Origin of the sequence: Streptococcus sp. NM, from assembly GCF_003390135.1 — a bacterium.
Classification (GTDB): Bacteria; Bacillota; Bacilli; order Lactobacillales; family Streptococcaceae; genus Streptococcus.
The window spans coordinates 748,951-769,976 of record NZ_QUOS01000001.1; the positions used below are offsets into that span (position 1 = coordinate 748,951).

The following is a 21,026-nucleotide window of genomic DNA, read 5'->3' on the forward strand; positions in this document are numbered from 1 at the left end:
ACTAATTCACCTCGCTTGCCATGACAGTCAAGGTATCAGAAATTTCTTGGAACATCTGACGTTCTGTCTTCTCTCCACGGTAGATTTGATTGTAAAGAATGCCGTCTTTGATAAAGAGTACACGTTTAGCTCTGCTAGCTGCTGCTGTTGAGTGGGTTACCATGAGGATGGTTTGGCCGCGCTCATTGATTTCATCAAAGACATCAAGTAAGGCTGCAGATGACTTGGAATCAAGGGCCCCTGTTGGCTCGTCCGCAAGGAGAATTTCTGGCTCTGTGATGATAGCGCGGGCTACTGCTACACGCTGTTTCTGCCCTCCTGAAATCTCGTAAGGGTACTTCTCTTGCAATTGGTTGATACCTAGATTCTCAGCTGTCACCACCAATTTCTTCATCATCTCCGTAATAGGTCTTCTTGACAAGACAAGCGGAAGCAGGATATTGTCTTTAACAGACAGAGTATCTAGCAAGTTAAAGTCTTGGAAGACAAAGCCCAGCTTTTCACGACGGAAGCTAGAGGCTTGTGAATTTTTAATGGTTGCGGTGTCAGTTCCATTCAAGTAAACCTGACCACGAGTTGGTTTATCCAGCATAGCTAGAATATTGAGAAGAGTTGATTTACCAGAACCAGACTCACCCATGATGGCAACGTAGTCACCCTTTTCTACGGTAAAGTGAATATCCTTGAGAGCTTCTACTTGGTTGCCCTGAAAACGAGTTTTATAAATTTTTTGAACGTGTTTTACATCTAAAAGTGTCATGAGAATCTCCTTTCTTAATATCCCATCAAATGAAATGTCGCTTGCATCATAGCGCATCCCAGTTGAACACGCTCGATATCTTTGTGGCTTGGTTTTCTTGTTTTCTTCTGTAAGACTTGTTTCATGATGTTACTCCTTTGTTCTTTATGAGTCTAGTTTACATCAAAAAAAGACTGCTTGCCATAACCTAACCTTACAAAAGAGACTTTAATCTTACATTTTTGTAAGATTGGAGAATTTTTTGAAAATATCTACTATACAAAGTCCTATCATTACTTGTTTTATTTTTAAAAAAGGAGTAAAATAAAATTATGAAAGGGTTTTCTTCGACACCTTGTAAAACTTTAGTTTTTAGTGCTTATTTTAAAAAGTAGTAAGCTATAATTCGCATAACTGCAATGAAGAGGGAGGTTGATCTCCCTCTTTTTTAGAAAGAGGTTCCTATGAAACGTATATTTCTCTTCATCAGCAATCTTCTTCTGGCACTCTTTCTGATTGGTGCTTTGTCCTTTTGGAAAGACTCTCTTCCACAAATCCTGTTCCCAGGTGCAGCAGTATTAAGCGGTCAAGCAGATTATTCTACCGTTAAAGAAGAATTAAATAGTCTTGCTAAAGAACATAATAGTCTTATCGCAAGAACCATTTGGGAAGTAGATAGTGATGGAAAATCACAAACTTACTACGAAGTTTTTGGAGATGGGAAACTTCCAGACTGGATGCCTCAAGCAAGTCAAGAAAGTATCAATAAAAGTAATCTTCTCAACAATTACAATATTATCAGTGGCTCGCTAACAAATCAAGAATTAGCTATTCACCTTAAACAACTTGGACTAGAAAAAGTTAATACATTTGAAAATAATAGAGTCTCCTTCGTATTGACCCTCATTGCCCAACCCAATCAACTTACTAGTCTTTTCATTTTTTTATTAACCTTTTTATCACTTATTGTTATCGGACAGATTCAATCTCTCTCTCAATCAGGAATAAGACTGATTAATGGAGAACGTCTCAGAAATCTCTTCTTTCGTTCTATCATAAGAGACGGACTTGATATCCTTCTTTTCGGCTTGCCTGCTTTCCTAATAGCTAGTGTTTTAGTAATTTACCTAGGCTATCCTTATGAAATTCAGACTTTTTTAGTAATACTATTTATTTTTTATAATAGCCTGCTTCTCTTGCTAAGTCTTCTCATCGCTTTTCTTTTTACTATTTCTTTAAAAAGAGTTCATCTTATCTCTATCATTAAAGGAAAATTACCAATTAAGTCAATTTTACGTATTCTTTACTTTGGTCAAGCTCTGTCTATCTTATTAGTTATTGTAGGATTTGGGCGCTTGTCCATTGATCATCATATATTTATGAAAAATGAGGCTGGACAAGCTACTTGGAAACAACACTCCAATATTGTTAATCTTCAAACAGGTCGTTCAAGTCAAAGAAAAAATATAGATGAACTCAAAATGAATGCTAATAAATGGTTTGACTTTATTCAATATTCTTTAGAAAATGGAAATGCCTTTCTAGTCAAACATAATCTCGCTATTCAAGCTATAAAACATTCTCTTTCAACTCATAATGATTCTGAACAAAATCCCTATGACTTGGAAGGGAAAAATATTCTCTATGTAACACCTGACTACTTCAAAAAAGAAGGTATAGAGTTAACATCAGAAACCTTTAAAAAAATCAATAATCTAAAAGATGGACAGGTTCTTGTAATACTACCTCAAGAACAAAAGAAAAATGAGGAACAAATAAAACAAAACATACAAGAAGATTTAACTAATCGATTATACAGTAGTGATACAAAGCATAGAGTCGAAGTTAGTATAACTTATACTGATCAAAAAAAAGATGTATTCATTTATAATACTACCCATATTTCTTATGATCAATGGTTGTCAACCCCTATTTTTATCGTAGTTTCTCCTAAGGCACTTGGAAAAGATTCTTCTATATTTTGGTTTACGAATCTAGAATATCTCTATTTTACCGATTTACAGCAAACACAAGAACTTTTGAAGTACTATCAACTTGATACTATGATTTCAGGATTATCCTTTGCTAGAGAGACCTACCTCCAGTTAAATCAAAAAATTAAAATCGAAATTTTTAGTAACTTAGCAAGTGCTATATTTGCTATTTTGACTTCAATTTTGCTGTTTACAAGTTTAAATCTACTCTATTTTGAAGCCTTTCGCAAAACCATATTCTTGAAAAAAATAGCTGGTTATTATTTCTTTGAATTACACTGTAGATATATCACTTCTCAAATAATAGCTCTCTTTGTCGGAAGTAGTCTAGCTTTCATTATTTCTAAGAATATCTGGATTACCCTGATTTTATTTCTCAGTTTTTCAGGTTTAGCTGTTTCTCTATTGAAAATCTGTGATAAAAAGGAAACTAAAACTTATGCTAGCATCATCAAAGGAGGATAGTATGATTGAATTACAACATATTTGGAAACAATTTGGTTCTCGTGTCATTTTTTCAGACTTGAGTCTTAATTTTCAAAGTGGTATGGTGTATGCATTGATAGGAGATAGTGGTTGTGGCAAAACCACTTTGCTGAATATGCTAGCAAAACTAGAGACTTTCGATAAAGGGGAAATATTTTACAAAGGAAATCCTTTGACTTCAATAAAAAATGAGGAATTTTATCGTAACGAACTTGGCTATCTCTTCCAGAACTTTGGACTATTAGAAAGTCAGACCATTCGAGAAAACCTTGAGCTGGGAATGATTGGTAAAAAAAAGAACAAGAAACAAGAAAAAGAAAGACTTCTTCTTCAAGCACTGCAAGCTGTAAGACTGGATTATCTAAGTCTCAACCAAAAAATCTATGAATTATCTGGTGGTGAAGCTCAACGTGTAGCACTTGCCAAAATTATCCTGAAAAATCCTCCTTTGATTCTAGCTGATGAACCAACCGCCTCACTAGATCCTAAAAATTCCAAGGAAATTATGGAAATTCTCCTTGAACTTCGTAATGCTAATAGAACAATTATCATCGCAACTCACAATCCTAGTATTTGGAAAATGGCTGATCAGATAATTCGTCTTTCTAAAGACGAAACAGATTATAATTAAATACCAAAATCCCTTGTGGCTATATAGCCACAAGGGGTTTTCAGTCATTTATGTCACTCCTTTTAAATAGTGCAAATAATAAATATTTCCTTATTAACCTCACCAAAACCAGCCTTCATTATCGTCAATGGCTTGGGCTTCTTTGCGTTTTCGTGGGCCTGTTCCGTACATTTCTGCTTCGATTTCTTCCTTGGTAGGCATGATAGAAGCTAGGATGATATAGATAATCACCCCAAGTCCAAAATTTGCGACTGTAAAAATAGCAAACAGAAAACGAACAAGGGTAACATCAAAGTTCCATTTGTCTGCTAGACCTGCCAGAACTCCTGAAATCATGCGATTTCGTCTCATTTTATAAAATTTACTGTTCATGGTTTTACCTCTTTCTACTAGGTTAGACATAGTATATCACGGGTAGGCTAGGCTTTCATCAGTCCTCAGGCTGATTTATCAGTAGTAATTTACCTCGACAAAGTCCACAGCGATAGCGTTTGGTATCAATCCTTCGCTTGCGCTGATACCTTTGCTGGCAGGATTGGCAACGATAGATCTTGATAGTCTTGGAGTTGTTATTGGGCAAGGATGGTACAAAGCGTAATCCATCCACTGTTTTCAAAAGTTCCTTAAAATCCCGATCCTTGTGTTGATAGCCCTTCCCTTGAAAATAGAGGTGATAATGACAGAGTTCATGTCGGACAATTTTCCTAAAAACGTCCAACCCCAGTTCCTGATAAACCTTAGGATTAAAATCCAAATGCCCATCTTTTGGGAAAAATCGCCCACCTGTCGAACGTAGACGAGAATTCCACTGAGCTTGATGGATAAAAGGTTTGCCGAAGTCTTCTATTGAAACCTGCTTGACGTAATCAGTCAGTCTCATTTGGAGCGAGAAGCGACAGATTGACTTTTTCACGTTCAGTATCAATTTTCTTAACCCAAACCGTTACCAAATCACCAACGGATACCACTTGGCTGGGATGCTTGATAAACTTCCGACTCATATGGGAAATATGAATCAGACCGTCTTCGTGAATTCCAATGTCAACGAAGGCACCAAAGTCAACTACATTACGCACCACACCCTCTAGCTTCTGATCAACCACTAGATCCTTGATATCTAGGACATCTTGGCGAAGCACAGGTGCGTCAAAGGAATCACGGAAATCTCGACCTGGTTTGAGAAGGTCAGCAATGATATCTTTAAGGGTTTCTGGACCAAGTTCTAGTTCTTGCGCCATTTCCTTGACAGAAAGGGACTTGAGTTTGCTTTGGGCTTCTTCATTCAGATCCTTGATGTCTAAGCGTTTGAAGAGTTCCTTAACGGCAGCGTAATTTTCTGGGTGAACTCCTGTATTATCAAGGATATTGCTACTTTCTGGGATACGGAGGAAACCAGCTGCCTGCTCAAAGGCCTTAGCTCCCAGACGAGGAACTTTCTTGATTTGGGAGCGTGAAGTGATTTTTCCTTCTTCCTCACGGTATTTGACGATATTTTCAGAAATGGTTTTATTAAGTCCAGCTACGTGGGAAAGAAGAGCTGGGCTGGCCGTATTGACATTGACACCGACTTGGTTAACCACCGTATCCACGACAAAGTCCAGACTTTCAGATAGTTTCTTCTGACTGACATCATGCTGGTATTGGCCGACACCGATTGACTTAGGATCGATTTTAACCAATTCAGCAAGGGGATCTTGCAAACGACGGGCGATAGAGATGGCAGAGCGTTTTTCAACGGTCAAGTCTGGGAACTCCTGACGAGCAAGTTCACTGGCAGAATAGACCGAAGCGCCACTTTCATTGACGATAACATAGCTGACTTCAGGAAAATCTTTCAGAACATCCGCCACAAAGGCTTCACTTTCACGACTGGCCGTTCCATTTCCGATAGCAATGATTTCTACACCGTATTGACCAATCAAGTCTGCCAGATCTTTCTTAGCTTCTTCGATTTGTCGAGCAGAGGCTGGTTTTACAGGATAAATGACCTGAGTCGTCAGCATTTTTCCTGTAGCATCAACGACAGCTAGCTTGGCACCTGTACGAAAGGCAGGGTCAAATCCAAGAACCACGCGCCCTTTCAGCGGAGCAACCAAGAGAAGATTTCGCAGGTTGTCAGAAAAGAGTTGGATAGCTCCTTCTTCTGCCCTCTCAGTCAATTCTGTCCGAATGCGTCGCTCAATAGCAGGCAAGACTTTCTTTTTAACAGATTGCTGAACTACTTCATCAATATAGGCGTTTTTCACCTTGAAACGAGTAGCAAAGAAAGCTAGAATGCGGTCCGTCGCATGTTCAAAACCTACCTTCAAGACACCTAACTTCTCCCCACGATTGAGGGCCAAGGTTCGATAGCCTTGCATATTGCCAACCGTCTCTGAAAAATCATAATAAATCTGAAAAATCTGCTTTTCATCAAGACTTTCATCCTTGACTTGGGAAGTAAGTTTAGAGTGTCTCAGCACTTCCTGATAAGTCATGGAACGCAAGGTCACATCTTCTGATAAGGCTTCAACCAAAATGTCAACTGCACCGGCCAAGGCTTCCTTACCAGTCGCAAATCCTTCACAGACAAACTTCTCAGCCTCTTTTTCTAAGTCCGCTACATTTTGCAAGATTAAGCGAGCAAGTGGGAAAAGTCCGGCTTCACGGGCAATGGTTGCCTTAGTCCGACGTTTTTCCTTGTATGGAAGATAGAGTTCTTCTACGTCTGCTAATTTTTCGGCAGCTAAGATAGCTTCTTCCAACTCCTTGGTCAGCTTGCCTTGTTCTTGAATCTTAGCCAAAACAGCTTCCTTACGGTCGTTGAGATTTGTCAGACTTTTATCCAAGTCAATAATGGCCTTAATCGCCACCTCATCCAGACTACCAGTCATGTCCTTGCGATAACGCGCGATAAAGGGAATAGTCGCCCCTTCAGCAGTCAAACTTAGAACGGTATCGATTTGCTTTAACGTCACTCCCAAATCCTGGGAGATTTTTACATATTTTTTATCCATGAATCTATTATACCACAAGCTAATATTATTCAAATTATCTCTTACAATTTTAAAACATAAGTTGGGAAATAAATTTGCTTCATTTCAATATTCTATTTATTGAGAAGGTTTCAATTTAAAATTCTACTAGATTACAAAAGAATCTATGAGTAATTTCACTGTTTTTATTTTTTACAAAACGCTTTATAAAACTATTTGTTGAAGTTAACGAATCAATTTTCAGAGCAAATAAAAAATCGCAAGCCTGAGCCTGCGGTGAGTGTAATCTATTTTGAAATTTTAAACAAAAAAGGAGCATTTAAGCTCCCTCCTTTGAAATAACGGACACTTGGCTGGTCGGTGTACCCAGCATCTCAGATACCTTTTTCAAGGTGCGGCAGGAACCTTTCTGCCCTCAAATATCTTTCGTTAATGTTATTCTAGCACTATCTACTTTTTTTGTCAAGTTTTCTCAATCTACCAGACTTAATACGACTTTGTAACTTGTAATCTTGTAAACGATACATGGTCGGAACATAAAAGAAATCACCACTTTTATGTAACTTAATCGCAACAAGAACATTATTATCAAATCTTTTTACATATTCAAAACTGGCGCCTTTCTCTCTAGGATTGACCCCAACGAAATCTGGATTACTTAGTATAAGTTCCAGATCTTCGATATGATGAATCACATCATTATGATGCCGTTTCAACATATGACTTCTTAAACCTTCTTTGTTAACTTTGATATCACTAGCTTCAAGAACAATATTAAAAATTTCTTTTATTTCGTCAGTAACCTGACCGATCTTTTTATGTTCCATCATTTCCTCCGTTATTCACAATTATTATATCACAATCATAGTGTATATTAGGATATATCACGCTCTATTATTCGTTAGATTCTCAATTTTAACTTTTCCCTTTTCCTTAAAATAATAGTATAATAGAGGTAGAATTTAGAATCGAGGTACACCAATGGCTGTAAAATTTACAAAACGAGACGACTTGGACAAGATGTTTGAAGAATTTGCGAAACTCCCTGATTTGAAACAAGTCACTTTCACTGATGACAAAGAGAAAAAAGCCAAAGCAGAAAAGAAAAACTAGATGACTGCTTTCCAACAACTCCCGTCTAGTGTGCTTCAGACTGGGGCTATTTTTCTCTCTATAATCATTGAAGCCCTACCCTTCGTTCTGATAGGAAGTATTGTCTCAGGGCTAATTGAGGTCTATATCACACCTGACAAGGTTTATCATTTTCTCCCTCGAAATCGTTGGGGGAGAATCTTTTTTGGCACCTTCGTTGGGATACTTTTCCCTTCTTGTGAATGTGGAATCGTCCCCATTATCAATCGTTTTCTGGAAAAGAAGGTGCCCAGTTACACGGCAGTTCCCTTTCTCGTAACAGCGCCTGTTATCAATCCTATTGTTCTCTTTGCGACCTATTCTGCCTTTGGCAACTCCTTCCACGTCGCTCTGTTACGAGCTCTTGGTTCCATTCTTGTAGCTGTGATACTTGGGATTTTTCTAGGATTTTTCTGGCAAGAACCGATTCAAAAAGAAAATCGTTTTTCCTGTCATGAGCACGATTTTTCTCATTTTAGTCCTGCAAAAAAAGTTTTTCAGGTCTTTGTGCAAGCCATTGATGAATTTTTTGATACGGGGCGTTATTTGGTATTTGGCTGTCTCTTCGCCTCTGTTATACAGGTCTACGTTCCGACTCGGATTCTGACCTCTATCAGTGCGACCCCTCTTTTTGCTATCCTGCTCTTGATGCTTTTGGCCTTTCTTCTGTCGCTCTGTAGTGAGGCCGATGCCTTTATCGGCGCTTCTCTTCTCTCAAGTTTCGGCTTTGCACCAGTTCTGGCCTTTCTCGTCATTGGTCCAATGCTGGATATCAAAAATATTCTCATGATGAAAAATTACTTGAAAGCACGATTTATCAGTCACTTCATTACGATTGTGACTCTCGTCGTCTTAGTGTATTCTCTCTTGATTGGAGTCATCCTATGATTCGATTTTTAGTTTTAGCTGGCTATTTTGAACTGACCATTTATCTCCATCTGTCGGGCAAATTAAACCAGTACATCAACATGCACTATTCCTATCTGGCCTATATTTCCATGGTACTTTCCTTTATTTTGGCAATTGTTCAACTGTATATCTGGATGAAGCAAGTCAAAACCCATAGTCATCTGAACAGCCGATTGGCGAAGGTGACGAGTATTGCTCTTCTGGCTATTCCTATTATCGTCGGCTTAACTTTTCCAACTGTTAGCTTGGATTCTCAGACCGTTTCTGCCAAAGGCTATCATTTCCCCTTATCAGAAGGCACGGATCAAGCCATTCAGACAAGTGAAGGGACGACAAGCCAATATTTGAAACCAGATACCAGTTCTTATTTTTCAAAATCAGCTTATGAAAAGGAAATGCGAACGGCGGCGGATAAATACTTGTCCCAAGATAGCATTTACATTACTAACGAAAACTATATGGAAGTCATGGAGGCTATCTACGACTATCCAGATGAGTTTGAAGGCAAGACAGTCCAGTTTACAGGCTTTGTCTATAACGACCCCAGTCATGCCAATAGCCAATTTCTGTTCCGCTTCGGCATTATTCACTGTATCGCAGATTCTGGTGTCTATGGTTTGTTGACCAAGGGAAATACCCGTCAATATGAAAATAATACTTGGATAACAGCCAAGGGAAAACTCGTCAATCACTATCATAAAGAACTCAAACAAAACCTCCCAACCTTGGAAATCGATAGCTTTACCAAAGTCGATAAACCAGAGAATCCCTATGTGTATCGCGTGTTTTAAAAAAGTAGCCTGGAAAGGGCTACTTTTTCTATTTAGAAATAAAAATCTAAAGTATGGATAATTTTATATAAAGCTCCGATTTCCTACTCTCCATCCTTCCAATTCCGAGCAATTTCTTCATCTTTCTGGAGTTGGTCTACCAGTTCATCAACGGAGTCAAATTTGACCATTTCACGGACACGGTCCAGCCAGTAGACAATGACTGTTTCACCGTAAATGTCATCTGAAAAATCGAAAATATTGACTTCGAAACGTGGCTCTTCTCCGTCGAAAGTAACATTTTTCCCGACACTCGCCATTCCACGATATCTTTTACGCTGCACTTCAATATCGACTACGTAGACACCATCTGCTGGCATATAGGTTCGATCTCTTAGGACTAGATTGGCTGTTGGGTAACCGATAGTCCGTCCACGAGCATTCCCATGAACAACCATTCCACGTGATGGTAGAGGAGTGCCAAGTAAATGACCAGCTTCCCTGACATCTCCATCAAGAATAGCTTGACGAATACGAGTAGAACTGATTTTCCCCTTTTCATCCTCAACAGGAGGAACAATGATGATTTCTCCATCAAAATAGTACTTCAAATCATCAGCAGTTTTCTTATCAGAACCAAATGTATAATCAAATCCCGCTACAATAATCGCTGGTTTTAATGCTCTAACATAGGTATCAAAGAACTCTTGACCCGTTAAACTAGCAAATTTACTACTAAAGTCAAGTAAGAAAAGAGCCTCTACTCCATGCCATTTCATCTTATGTTCTCGTTCTTCATGGCTGACAATATGAAGCATTAATTCTGGCTTGTAAGGTTGCAAAGCAAGCTTAGGGGACTCTGTAAAGGTCAACACGACAACTGGTAGATAATCTTGCATAGAAGCCTTGCTAGCTACTTCAAAAAGCTTCTGATGTCCCTTATGAATACCATCAAAATAGCCTAATACAAGAACTGTTTTATCCGGTACTGCAATATCTTTTTCATTTTTTATAGGTACTGTTGTAATCATGAAACTATTATATCATAGAGAAAGCCTTTTCGCTAAAAGGAAAGCCCAAATGTCGTTTTTTGCCCCTGAACTGACCTTAAAAAATCATTCAAGATGTTAGTTTTAAAAAATAGCACCTCCTAAGAGATGCTATCGTTTGGTAACTAGTCTACTGTTTCTTCCAAATCTTTTAACTTCACCGAAACAATTTTTGAAACACCTGATTCTTGCATGGTCACGCCATAGATAGAATCAGCCGCTGCCATGGTTCCCTTACGGTGGGTTACGACGATAAACTGGCTGTCCTTGTCAAATCTATTGAGGTAATCTCCGAAACGTTTAACATTGGCTTCATCCAGCGCAGCCTCTACCTCATCCAAGATAACAAATGGAATGGTCTTGACACGGATAATGGAGAAGAGCAAGGCAAGAGCCGATAGAGCTTTTTCCCCACCACTCATGAGGTTAAGCGACTGGATTTTCTTACCTGGTGGTTGGACTGAAATCTCAACCCCAGCTGTCAGCAGGTCTCCTTCAGTCAAAATCAGGTCTGCTTGACCTCCACCAAACATCTGCTTGAAGGTCACTTTAAAGGACTCACGAATGGCTTCAAAGGTTGATTTAAAGCGTTCCTTGACCTCATCATTCATCTCTGTAATAGTTTCAAGGAGCAGATTTTTCGCTGACAAAATATCATCTCGCTGGCTATTTAGGAAATTCAAACGGTTGTGGACTTCTTCGTACTGTTCAATAGCTTCTATATTGACAGGACCCAGTGAGCGAATAGCCTTCTCTAGATCCTTAACCTCTTGATCTGCCAGATTGAGATTTTCCAACTCATGCGCCTTTTCTAGTGCTTCAGTATAGCTAATCTGATACTGGTCTGTCAATTGACTTTGTAGATGGCGCAAGCGCTCGCTGATCTTTTCTTTCTTGGCTTCAGCACGTGTTTGCTTGCGAATCCACTCTTCATTCTGTTGGCGAGCCTGATCCAAATGACTAGCAATATCATCCAGTTGCCCTTCAATATCATCCAACTCAAACTGCTTGCGAATCAAACCTTGTTGAAGACTTGTTTTCTGAGTTTTGGCCTCTTCCGCCTGTTGACTGAGCAATTCTGTATCAACCTTCTCCAGATTATCAACCTTTTCTTGAAGAAGGCGCTGAATTTCTTCTTGCTCAAGATCAAGATTACTTAGTTCCTTACCTAAGCGTTCAATATCAGCAACTTCATAACGTTTTTGGCCTTGCTGTTCTGTCTTAAGCAATCGAGCTTGCGCTACCTCTTCCTGCAAGTTTTGATAACGTTCTTGGATGGCATTTTTGTTAGACTTAATCTCTTCAATCTCAGCCTCCAGATTTTGCTTGTCACTAGCGATTGTAGCAAGGCGCTCTTGACATTTTTCCTTGTCTGCTTGCCAATCTCCGTCAGAAAGACGGTCTAATTCCTCTACTTGTAGTTTCCAAAGAGTTTCCAGTTCTTCAACTTGCTGACTGGTTTGCTGATAAGCGAGGGATAAGCCTTGCTCCTGAATACGTGCCTGCTCACCCTGAGATTTGATGGCTTCTAATGATTCGGTCAATCTAGCCATCTGGTCTTGTAAGGTCTTCAAAGTCGCCTCTTCTAAACGCAGGCTTGCTTCTTCTTTAGCAATTTCTTTTTGCAATTGTTCCAGCTCTGGCTTGATAAAAATACTGTTATTTTGGCGATTGGCACCACCCGCATAGGAACCTCCTGTGCGCAACTCTGTGCCGTCCAAAGTCACCATACGAACCTGATAACGAACTTGGCGAGCTGCTGCACTCGCATGTTCTACAGTATCAAAGATAGCCGTCGTAGCTAGCAAATTTTTGAAAATAGCTTCCAGTCTAGTATCGAATTTCACCAACTCATCTGCCATGCCCAGAAATCCCGGACTTGCAGCGATAGCATCTTGATTCTGGCTAGAAATCGTTCGCGCCTTGATAGTCGTCAACGGAAGGAATGTCGCACGACCGGCTCTATTTCGTTTAAGGAAATCAATAGCCTTGGTTGCCGCGTTTTCATCTTCCACGATGATATGCTGACTGCTGGCTCCAAGCGCAATCTCTAGAGCAGTTTGATAATGAACATCAAAGGTCAGGTGTTCACTGACTGCACCAATAATCCCACCAAGGCGGTCTTTTTCTTGGAGAACACTCTTAACACCCGCGTAAAAGTTGCTATGATTTCTCAGGATATTTTCCAAACTTTGAGCTCTAGCCTGCTTGTTTTTAAGACTGTCCAGACGGTCAAAGAGTTGACTTTGTTGAACTTGATAGGAAGTTTTCTGCTCTTCTTGCTCCTTGGCAATAGCTTGATAGTCAGCCAATAATTTCCGAACCTGCTCCTTGGCAGTTTCAAGCTCAGCCTCTTGCTGACTAGCCTTCTCTTTAGCTGAAGCCAGTTGTTCTTTGAGCTTTTCTAGTTGGTCTGCTTGTTTTTGAGAAAGCTGACGACTATTTTCCAACTCATTCTCGATGCGTGTCAGTTGGTTTGAGACATCCGCTTCTTCCTGTAAAAGCGCCACAAAGCGTTCACGTAAGAGCTCAATCATCTGATCAGGATCATCTGAAAAAGCCAGCAATTCAGCTTCTAATCGATTGAGTTTTTGATTATTTTGGATTAGATTTTCTTCTAAAAGGGCTAAAGAGCTTTCCTTATCAGATTTTTCTTTGCTGAGTGATTTTCTCTTATCTTCCAAAGAGGCCAAACGGGCTTGTGCTTCCTGTTGATTCAGGGCTACTTGCTCAGTTTCTAATTTCGATAGGGCTAATTTTCTCTCTAAATCACTAATCAGACTGGTCAAATCCATCAAACTGCCTTGGTCTTTGGCCATCTCAGCCTGTAAATCTTGGCGTTGCTTCTTGAGATTCTGATTTTCTTCTTCTAATTTTTCACGCTTTTGGTAATAACTTGTCAATAATTCCTGAACCTGAGCCAACTCTTCTTCTGTCGACTCTAGTTCAGCCTTATTTTCCTTGATTTGAGCAACCAAAACATCCAAGTAAATAGCCTTGCGTTGACCTTCTAAGTCTAGAAACTTACGAGCATTTTCAGCTTGCTTCTCAAGAGGCTTGATTTGATTATCCAACTCGTAGATAATGTCTTCTAGACGATCCAGATTATCCTGAGTTTGCTGCAGTTTACTCTCAGTTTCTTTTCTGCGAGTCTTGTATTTCAAAACTCCAGCAGCTTCTTCAAAAATAGCTCTCCGTTCTTCAGGCTTGGAGTTGAAAATCTCCTCAACCTTCCCTTGAGAAATAATAGAGAAGGAATCTCGTCCCAAACCTGTATCCAAGAAAAGATCATGAATATCACGTAGACGGACTTTCTTGCCGTCAATCTTGTATTCGCTATCACCACTACGATAGATATGGCGTTCTACCCTGATTTCTTGGCCTGCATCCTTGATAAATCCGTCATTATTATCCAAAGTCACAACTACAGAAGCATAATTGAGTGGTTTGCGGCTTTCAGTTCCAGCAAAGATAACGTCTGGCATCTTGCCACCACGGAGGCTCTTAACACTGGACTCTCCCAATGCCCATCGCAGGCTTTCTGTGATATTTGACTTTCCAGATCCATTGGGTCCAACAACTGCCGTCACACCTTGGTCAAAGACGACCTTAGTCTTATCAGCAAAAGACTTGAATCCCTGAATTTCGATTTCCTTTAAATACATGAATCCAGCCCTTTCTCAACGGCATTTTTGGCAGCTTCCTGCTCTGCTAATTTCTTAGAACGACCTTGACCTTGACCAATGCTCTTGCCTTCAACCAGAACTTCTACATCAAAGATCTTATCGTGGGCAGGCCCTGTTTCAGAAATCACCTGATAACGAATAGCTACATCACCATTGACCTGAAGTAACTCTTGGAGATGGGTTTTGTAATCTGTAATCATCTCAAACTCGCCTGCTTCAACCTTAGGAATCATGACTTGATAAATAAATTCCTTGACCTTGGCCACATCCTTATCTAAAAGGAGGGCACCGAGAAAGGCTTCAAAGGCATCACCAAGAATGGTATCACGATTGCGACCACCCGATTTTTCTTCCCCCTTACCAAGCTTAATAAACTGGTCAAACTGGCAATCACGCGCAAAACCAGCCAAACTCTCCTCACGGACAATCATGGCACGGAGTTTAGACAAGTCACCCTCAGGTTTTTTAGGATATTTTTTATACAGATATTCTGAAATCAATAACTGTAGAACAGCGTCTCCTAAAAATTCCAAGCGTTCATTGTGTGAAATTTTTAAGAGGCGGTGCTCATTGGCATAACTCGTATGAGTAAAGGCAGTCTCCAGTAAATTTTTGTCTGCAAATTCGATTGCAAAATGGTTCTTTAGTACAGTTTGTAATTCTTTCATACCAACCTCTTTCTAACTGATAACAGTCCTTTTTATTATATCAAAAAAAGCCCCCTGAGTCACTCTAAAACGGGACTGGAAAGCATTTGCGCATTCTTTAGAAAGAGATTTTCAGTTTTAAGGGCCAATTTAGGGCTGTGTAAAGAAAAAAGCCCTATTAAAGGCTTTCTTAGGATGTTTACATCCACCCTGAGGGAATCGAACCCCCATCTCAAGAACCGGAATCTTACGTGATATCCATTACACTAAGGGTGGAAACTTGTTTTATTATAACAGAAATTTGCTCTAATAACAAGTTTTTTTCTAGTGAGATAGCCCGTCTTAGTGGGAAGCATCCCCATTCCAGATAGAGTTTTTCACGATCACATAATCAACGTGTTTAAGGTCAGCAACCTGACGTCCACCTGCATAAGAAATAGCACTTTGAAGATCTTGTTCCATCTCAGTCAAAGTGTCTTGCAGATGACCCTTAGCAGGAAGCAAGATACGTTTGCCTTCCACATTTTTGTAAGCACCTTTTTGATATTGTGAGGCTGAACCATAATATTCTTTGAACTGTTCACCATCGACTTCAATCGTTTTCCCTGGACTTTCAATATGTCCTGCAAAGAGGGAACCAATCATGACCATGCTGGCACCGAAACGGATAGACTTGGCAATATCACCGTGAGTGCGAATCCCTCCATCAGCGATAATCGGTTTACGTGCAGCCTTAGCACACCAACGGAGAGCAGCCAACTGCCAACCACCTGTACCAAAACCTGTCTTGACCTTGGTGATACAAACCTTACCCGGACCAATTCCAACCTTTGTAGCATCCGCACCAGCATTTTCCAATTCACGCACAGCTTCTGGTGTTCCCACATTTCCAGCAATGACAAAGGTATCTGGCAATTCTTTCTTGATGTGTTGAATCATAGAAATCACGCTATCTGCATGACCATGGGCAATGTCAATCGTGATGTACTCAGGAGCATCAGCCTTGAGCTGGCTAACGAAATCATACTCATAATCCTTAACACCAACAGAGATAGAAGCAATGAGCCCTTGCTCGTGCATGCGTTTAATAAAAGGAATGCGTCCTGCCTCATCAAAACGGTGCATAATGTAGAAGTAACCACCTTTAGCCAGTTGCTCTGCTACATTTTCATCCAAAATTGTCTGCATATTAGCTGGCACAACAGGTAGTTTAAAGGTGTGATTTCCTAGAGTGACACTTGTATCTGCTTCTGCACGGCTTTTAATGACACATTTATTTGGAATCAATTGAATATCTTCATAATCAAAAATTGGAAATTCATTTAACATATCGATGTCTCGTTTCTTTTGTAATGACCTACCTATGCTCTCGCATCACTACGCCTTTTCCGACGTTTCCTTAATTCATTATAAACTAAAGTACAGTTTTTGTCAAATAATTTTATAAATTACATTATATTGTTCGGGTTTTACTTATATCAAAGACAAAAAAGTGGAGAGATTATTTTCTCCCCACTTCTTTAGTAATATTCCTTTTAAAAGTTTCTTCAGAGTTTTCCATCATTTCACAAAATTCACGATAAGATGAAGACTTCTGAGGGATTTGGATAGACCATTTCTTCAACAAAGCTCCATAACCTGCTAGCTTTCCTATCTCATTATCAACAACCTTGTCCTTGCTCGGAAAAACAAGACCAGCCTTCTCAGCTTTTAAAATATAAGAATAGGAAATCAGCTGGAATAAGTCCTCACGGTTGATTCCTTTTTCAGCCTTTTCAAGCTTTTTATATTTAGCATCTAATACTATTTTAAGCTCTTCTTGATAAAAATCTGGATATACTTTTCTTTCTTGACTAGAAAATACTGAAATTCCTTCCGTCTTATCTTTATTCCGTGGATGGATAAAATCTTTTGGCAACAAAGTATGAACATACTCTTCCCAAAGCCAGGCAACATCGAAAAGAATACCATGGATCTTTTGATCTTGATATCCTAAACCGTGCTTCTCTCTATTTAGGATCATCAGACAAAGTTCTTGTAACTTTCTGTACTCGTGAAAGTATGCATGACGTATAGGTTTAGATTGATTTCCCCGAATAATCTTAACACGATCAGCTAGTTTATAAGAGGGCGTTACACGCACGATTTCAGCTACGTTTTCACGACTAGTTGAGAGATTATCTAGTACCCCTTGACCAATGCTTTTCTGGTTCTTAATGTATTCAATAGTGTGACGGACCAACTGCATGAGGGGATTATCATAGGTGAACTCTCTCGTTGTGTAGGCAATATTTCCCGTGAAAGGAAGATTTTTCTTGAGATGGTTTCTTACATCAATCACTCCCTTAACATTACTGTCATTATGAGAAAATCGATGGTATTCCTTATAAAGACCTTTTCGAATAGCAGCTTGTAGATACTTGGGGAAGAGATACATCAAAAGTTGATAAAGTCTCTCTTCACGAGACAAAGCAACATCTAAACTAGTGAGATTGATATGAAGAACCTTGTGTAAGAGATAATGCAAAAAATGGTCATTACTCTCATCAGAAAAACGAGAGGAAATCGTTAATCTTTCCTGACCACAACCCAGAAAACCAATCACATTTCCTGTCTTGATTTCCTGATTAACTGTTTCAAAGATTTTTTGGTCCTTTTCTAAGTCAGGAGAATTCTTCAAATCATTTGGAAAAATGAAAACACGTTCATCTTGGGATAGACTTTCCAAGGTTCTGTCTAAAAGAAGATTGCTTAGTTTAGGATATTCTTCAACAAATTCTTCTTTAACAATCTTGTGTTGATTATCAGTGATCCGCATCATCGTTTTCATCGCCTTCATTGTCATCAGCTACTGCCTGATCTTTTTGCTCATTCTTTGTCAGATCGAATGCTTTTTTCAATGTTTCTAGAGTTTCAGCTTCATCATAAGAACCACGTACATAATCTTCCAAAAGTGGTTTGAGATAATCAGACCAAAGTATTTCATAATCATATTTCAATTTTTTTAAATTACGGAAATAACTTGGTCCGATATGGTAATGACTGTTTAATTCCTGAACGTTTTCAATAGCAGCATTCAAATTCCTTAGTCGAGTTTTAGCTTCTTCAGCACGCTCACCTAGTTCTTTATCTAGAATATAAAGTTGACTTTCAGCCGTAACTTCAACAAATCGGAAACGACGACGCATAGCAAAATCGAAAGTATCAACAGATCTGTCTATATCATTCATGGTTCCGATAATATAGACATTGTCAGGGATATAAAATTTCTCATCAGTTTCATGTAAATTAGCATATTGGGTAGAGACACTTCCCTTTTCGCCACGATAGTCAGGATCAATTGAGAAAAAGAGTTCTCCAAAAATCTTAGAAATCTCACCACGGTTGATTTCATCGATGATGAAGACAAATTTATCTTTTCCTCCGGTTTTCTTAACGTCTCTAGCTTTCTGACAAAACTTCTTAAAGATACCATCTACTAGTTTAAACTCAATGGTACCATCTCCATTAGATACTGGTCTCAATCCCTCTACAAAATCCGTATAGTCATAAGATGGGTGAAACTGTACAAAGCCGATTTGATCTTTGTTGCCATCTGTTAATTCGTTTGCAATATCAATAGCAAGGTGTGTTTTTCCTGTACCAGGTGCACCACGAAGAATAAGGTTTGGAGACTTTTTTAGAATATCACTATATGACATTTGATTTTTTTCTCTTTCTTGTTTATTAATATCATTATTATCGTTATTATTGTTATTATTCATCGCCTCGACATATCTATGAATAGAATAAGATAAAATGACTTGATCTAAATTTGGAACTTTTTCATCAACATATTTAGTAATTTCATGATTTTGAGCATATACATCATTCTTATTCGGTAATAATTGATCAAAAATTTTTTTATATCTATTCCCATTATTAAAACTAAAATAGCTACGCTTCCCGTGAACTCCTTTATTCGAATTTGAATATATACTCAAAAGTTTAATAATCATTGCAGGACAATTAAAAAATCGATTTGTGCTTTTAATTTTATCAAATTCAAGATTAATTCCTTTTTGAAGGATATCAACTAAATCTTTCCTCAATTCATTAAAGTAAATAGTTGCAGCCTCTTTTTCAATTGTGTCTTCGTATTTACCATTTGTTATTTTATAGTCATTTTTATCCTTATTTTGTGAAATCAAAAATTTTTTTGCCGAAGTACCACCACCAATACTCATGTACAAATTTGAATATTTTCCTCCCGTGTTAATATCTTTACCCAATTTTATATATTCATCTAACGATATGTTTTTTAAGTTATCTAAAGGCCAATCATTTAAAAATTCCTTTAGTAAGTTTTGACTTTTAATACAATCATCTTTTAACTTATTTTCAAAATTCTTTCTTTCCTTAATTAACCATTCACAAAAATTATCTAAGCTCACATCTTGATTCATCTTAATATCTCCTTCTTTTTTATTGTTTAAGACTATATAATCTATTGATATCAACTACTCTTCTAGCATACCATATCCTATAGAAAAAGAAAAGAATTTCTAAAGAAAAGCCTAGTGTAGAGTAGGGTATTCCCTCATAACACTAGACTTTTTTTCTCCTAATAATACTCGCCCTGACGATAGTCCCATGAGTTAAAGGTATCTGACAGGTGCATCATAATTTTATCAATGTCAAGCCCTTTACGGATTACAACTGGAGCTGGTGAAGTTGAACGTGCTCCTCCTTGTTCTGGGATGAGTTTGCCGTCTTTATCAACCATAGAGACCATCACACCTTGCTCATAGCGAGTTTCAATCGTTTTGTCAGGCTGGATAGAAGCAACGTAGTCATCTGCCTCAATGACAAGGTCCACTGCCCCTTCGATACGTTCTCCAATACCTTCTACTTTACCACGGTTTCCTTTTCCAGATGGGTTAGCTGATGAGGCATAAACCATCTTGCCTTCTTCCCAAAGTTTGGCAGCCAATTGTTCACCAGCTTTCCCAAATTTGATAACAAAACAGCTAGTACCACGCACGTCAGTCATCAGTTCTTCACGGCCATCCCCGTATGCTTTTAGTTTTTCAAAGGCTTCTGGTTTCCAAGGAAGGATACAACCAAGAAGAATATCTTCATCCCAATGTTTTTGGTAAAAGGCTTCAATTTCTGGGTTGAGTTGTGCTAAAGCGCGAAGCTCATCCATGCTACCGCAGAGAACAACACCTGGTTTGTTACGGTTACGTTCTTTGGCTTCAAACTTACGTTCAAGACCAGCCTTGTCACTAGTCATGATAATATAACCAACTTTTGTAGGGCAAACGATACATCCGCCCTCCCCTTTTAAAATATCATAACCTTCTTGTGAAAGTGTTCCGTTCCATTGAATATGTTTTGTCATAGTTCTATTTCCTTTTCTATTTTTTCTAATCCTGCCAATAGGCTGGTCGTTGTTTTTCATAAGCAGCAATCAAATCTTCATACTGCAAGGTAATACCGATATCATCCAAACCATTTAAGAGTTTGTGTTTCCATTCGCTATCAATTTCAAAAGTGAATTCTCCAACTGGTGAGATGATTTTTTGTTGTTCCAAGTCCACAGTTACCTGATCGGTTGGTTTAAGCTGGGCTAGCTTTTCTCTAACCTCTCTGGGCTGTACAATAGGCAACATGCCATTATTGAGTTCATTATTGTAATGAATGTCCCCAAAAGATCCTGCAATCACAACCTTAAAACCATAGTCCGCTAGAGCCCAAGCGGCGTGCTCCCTCGAAGATCCTGCCCCAAAGTTATCCCCTGAGATGAGGATAGTTGCTTTACGGTATTCATGTCTGTTAAAGACAAAGTCTGGATCCTCAGTATACTTGTCATCCAAATAACGCCAAGCATACATGAGGTACTTACCAAAGCCTTTTTTATCAATCAACTTGAGAAACTGCTTGGGAAGGATTTGGTCAGTATCAATGTTATCATTCATAAGAGGAACAGTAGTTCCCGTATAAACTGTAAATTTCTCCATATCCTCT

At 38.8% G+C, this 21,026-nt stretch carries 18 protein-coding genes and 1 tRNA gene; 5 read left to right on the forward strand and 14 right to left on the reverse strand.

Translation table 11 applies throughout. The annotated features are described in order from the left end of the window. Position 1 precedes the first annotated feature (1 nt). Entirely contained in the window at positions 2-760 is a 759-nt protein-coding gene (locus tag DXN33_RS03835) for an ABC transporter ATP-binding protein (RefSeq protein WP_000173372.1), read from the reverse strand. A gap of 443 nt (positions 761-1,203) precedes the next feature. Between DXN33_RS03835 and DXN33_RS03840 the strand changes: the two genes are divergently transcribed. Both DXN33_RS03840 and DXN33_RS03845 read left to right on the forward strand, forming a co-directional pair. Then, positions 1,204-3,198, forward strand: a complete 1,995-nt coding sequence (locus DXN33_RS03840; RefSeq protein ID WP_115904393.1) for a DUF1430 domain-containing protein — start codon at positions 1,204-1,206, stop codon at positions 3,196-3,198. 1 nt (position 3,199) lies between these two features. Continuing rightward, positions 3,200-3,850, forward strand: a complete 651-nt coding sequence (locus DXN33_RS03845; protein ID WP_115904394.1) for an ABC transporter ATP-binding protein — start codon at positions 3,200-3,202, stop codon at positions 3,848-3,850. A 99-nt stretch (positions 3,851-3,949) separates the two neighbouring features. Here DXN33_RS03845 and DXN33_RS03850 read toward each other — a convergent pair whose 3' ends face one another. The 4 genes from DXN33_RS03850 to DXN33_RS03870 form a co-directional block, all read right to left on the reverse strand. Next, a complete protein-coding gene (locus tag DXN33_RS03850; protein WP_084949699.1) occupies positions 3,950-4,222 on the reverse strand; it encodes a PspC domain-containing protein in 273 nt (90 codons plus the stop codon). Positions 4,223-4,280: 58 nt separating this feature from the next. Next, positions 4,281-4,730: a SprT family protein gene (locus DXN33_RS03855; RefSeq protein WP_115904395.1), complete on the reverse strand. Its 450-nt coding sequence runs from the start codon at positions 4,728-4,730 to the stop codon at positions 4,281-4,283. Then, entirely contained in the window at positions 4,717-6,846 is a 2,130-nt protein-coding gene (locus DXN33_RS03860) for a Tex family protein (protein WP_115904482.1), read from the reverse strand. Before DXN33_RS03860 ends, DXN33_RS03855 begins: the two co-directional genes overlap by 14 nt. Before the next feature lie 425 nt (positions 6,847-7,271). After that, positions 7,272-7,652: a PBECR2 nuclease fold domain-containing protein gene (locus DXN33_RS03870; protein WP_115904397.1), complete on the reverse strand. Its 381-nt coding sequence runs from the start codon at positions 7,650-7,652 to the stop codon at positions 7,272-7,274. A gap of 154 nt (positions 7,653-7,806) precedes the next feature. Here DXN33_RS03870 and DXN33_RS09780 point away from each other — a divergent pair, with 154 nt between their 5' ends. From DXN33_RS09780 to DXN33_RS03885, 3 genes are read left to right on the forward strand one after another with little or no spacing between them, the layout of a single operon-like run. Continuing rightward, on the forward strand, positions 7,807-7,938 hold the full coding sequence (locus tag DXN33_RS09780; protein WP_060628174.1) for an SPJ_0845 family protein: 132 nt from the start codon (positions 7,807-7,809) through the stop codon (positions 7,936-7,938). Continuing rightward, positions 7,939-8,844 (forward strand): permease, encoded by a 906-nt coding sequence (locus DXN33_RS03880; RefSeq protein ID WP_115904398.1) that lies wholly within the window; start codon positions 7,939-7,941, stop codon positions 8,842-8,844. Then, positions 8,841-9,656, forward strand: coding sequence for a TIGR03943 family putative permease subunit (locus DXN33_RS03885; RefSeq protein WP_049551916.1), 816 nt, complete (start codon positions 8,841-8,843; stop codon positions 9,654-9,656). The genes DXN33_RS03880 and DXN33_RS03885 overlap by 4 nt, the downstream gene beginning before the upstream one ends. 83 nt (positions 9,657-9,739) lie before the next feature. On the opposite strand, the gene DXN33_RS03890 is transcribed toward DXN33_RS03885, so the two are convergent. From DXN33_RS03890 to leuD, 9 genes are all read right to left on the reverse strand, one after another. Beyond that, positions 9,740-10,666 carry a bifunctional riboflavin kinase/FAD synthetase gene (locus DXN33_RS03890; RefSeq protein WP_115904399.1) on the reverse strand — a complete coding sequence of 309 codons (927 nt, stop codon included), beginning with the start codon at positions 10,664-10,666 and terminating at the stop codon, positions 9,740-9,742. A 143-nt stretch (positions 10,667-10,809) separates the two neighbouring features. Further along, positions 10,810-14,349 (reverse strand): chromosome segregation protein SMC, encoded by a 3,540-nt coding sequence (gene smc / locus DXN33_RS03895; RefSeq protein ID WP_115904400.1) that lies wholly within the window; start codon positions 14,347-14,349, stop codon positions 10,810-10,812. After that, positions 14,340-15,038 (reverse strand): ribonuclease III, encoded by a 699-nt coding sequence (gene rnc, locus DXN33_RS03900; protein ID WP_115904401.1) that lies wholly within the window; start codon positions 15,036-15,038, stop codon positions 14,340-14,342. The genes smc and rnc overlap by 10 nt, the downstream gene beginning before the upstream one ends. A 183-nt stretch (positions 15,039-15,221) precedes the next feature. Beyond that, positions 15,222-15,293 (reverse strand) — tRNA-Arg (locus tag DXN33_RS03905). A gap of 66 nt (positions 15,294-15,359) precedes the next feature. Then, positions 15,360-16,346 (reverse strand): GMP reductase, encoded by a 987-nt coding sequence (locus DXN33_RS03910; RefSeq protein WP_000931175.1) that lies wholly within the window; start codon positions 16,344-16,346, stop codon positions 15,360-15,362. Between the two features lie 172 nt (positions 16,347-16,518). Beyond that, positions 16,519-17,835 (reverse strand): McrC family protein, encoded by a 1,317-nt coding sequence (locus DXN33_RS03915; RefSeq protein ID WP_181897286.1) that lies wholly within the window; start codon positions 17,833-17,835, stop codon positions 16,519-16,521. Then, positions 17,822-19,462 carry an McrB family protein gene (locus tag DXN33_RS03920; protein WP_115904403.1) on the reverse strand — a complete coding sequence of 547 codons (1,641 nt, stop codon included), beginning with the start codon at positions 19,460-19,462 and terminating at the stop codon, positions 17,822-17,824. The genes DXN33_RS03915 and DXN33_RS03920 overlap by 14 nt, the downstream gene beginning before the upstream one ends. A 158-nt stretch (positions 19,463-19,620) precedes the next feature. Then, a complete protein-coding gene (locus DXN33_RS03925) occupies positions 19,621-20,400 on the reverse strand; it encodes an L-threonylcarbamoyladenylate synthase (RefSeq protein WP_000160505.1) in 780 nt (259 codons plus the stop codon). A 25-nt stretch (positions 20,401-20,425) separates the two neighbouring features. Then, on the reverse strand, positions 20,426-21,019 hold the full coding sequence (leuD, locus tag DXN33_RS03930) for a 3-isopropylmalate dehydratase small subunit (RefSeq protein ID WP_115904404.1): 594 nt from the start codon (positions 21,017-21,019) through the stop codon (positions 20,426-20,428). Positions 21,020-21,026 lie beyond the last annotated feature (7 nt).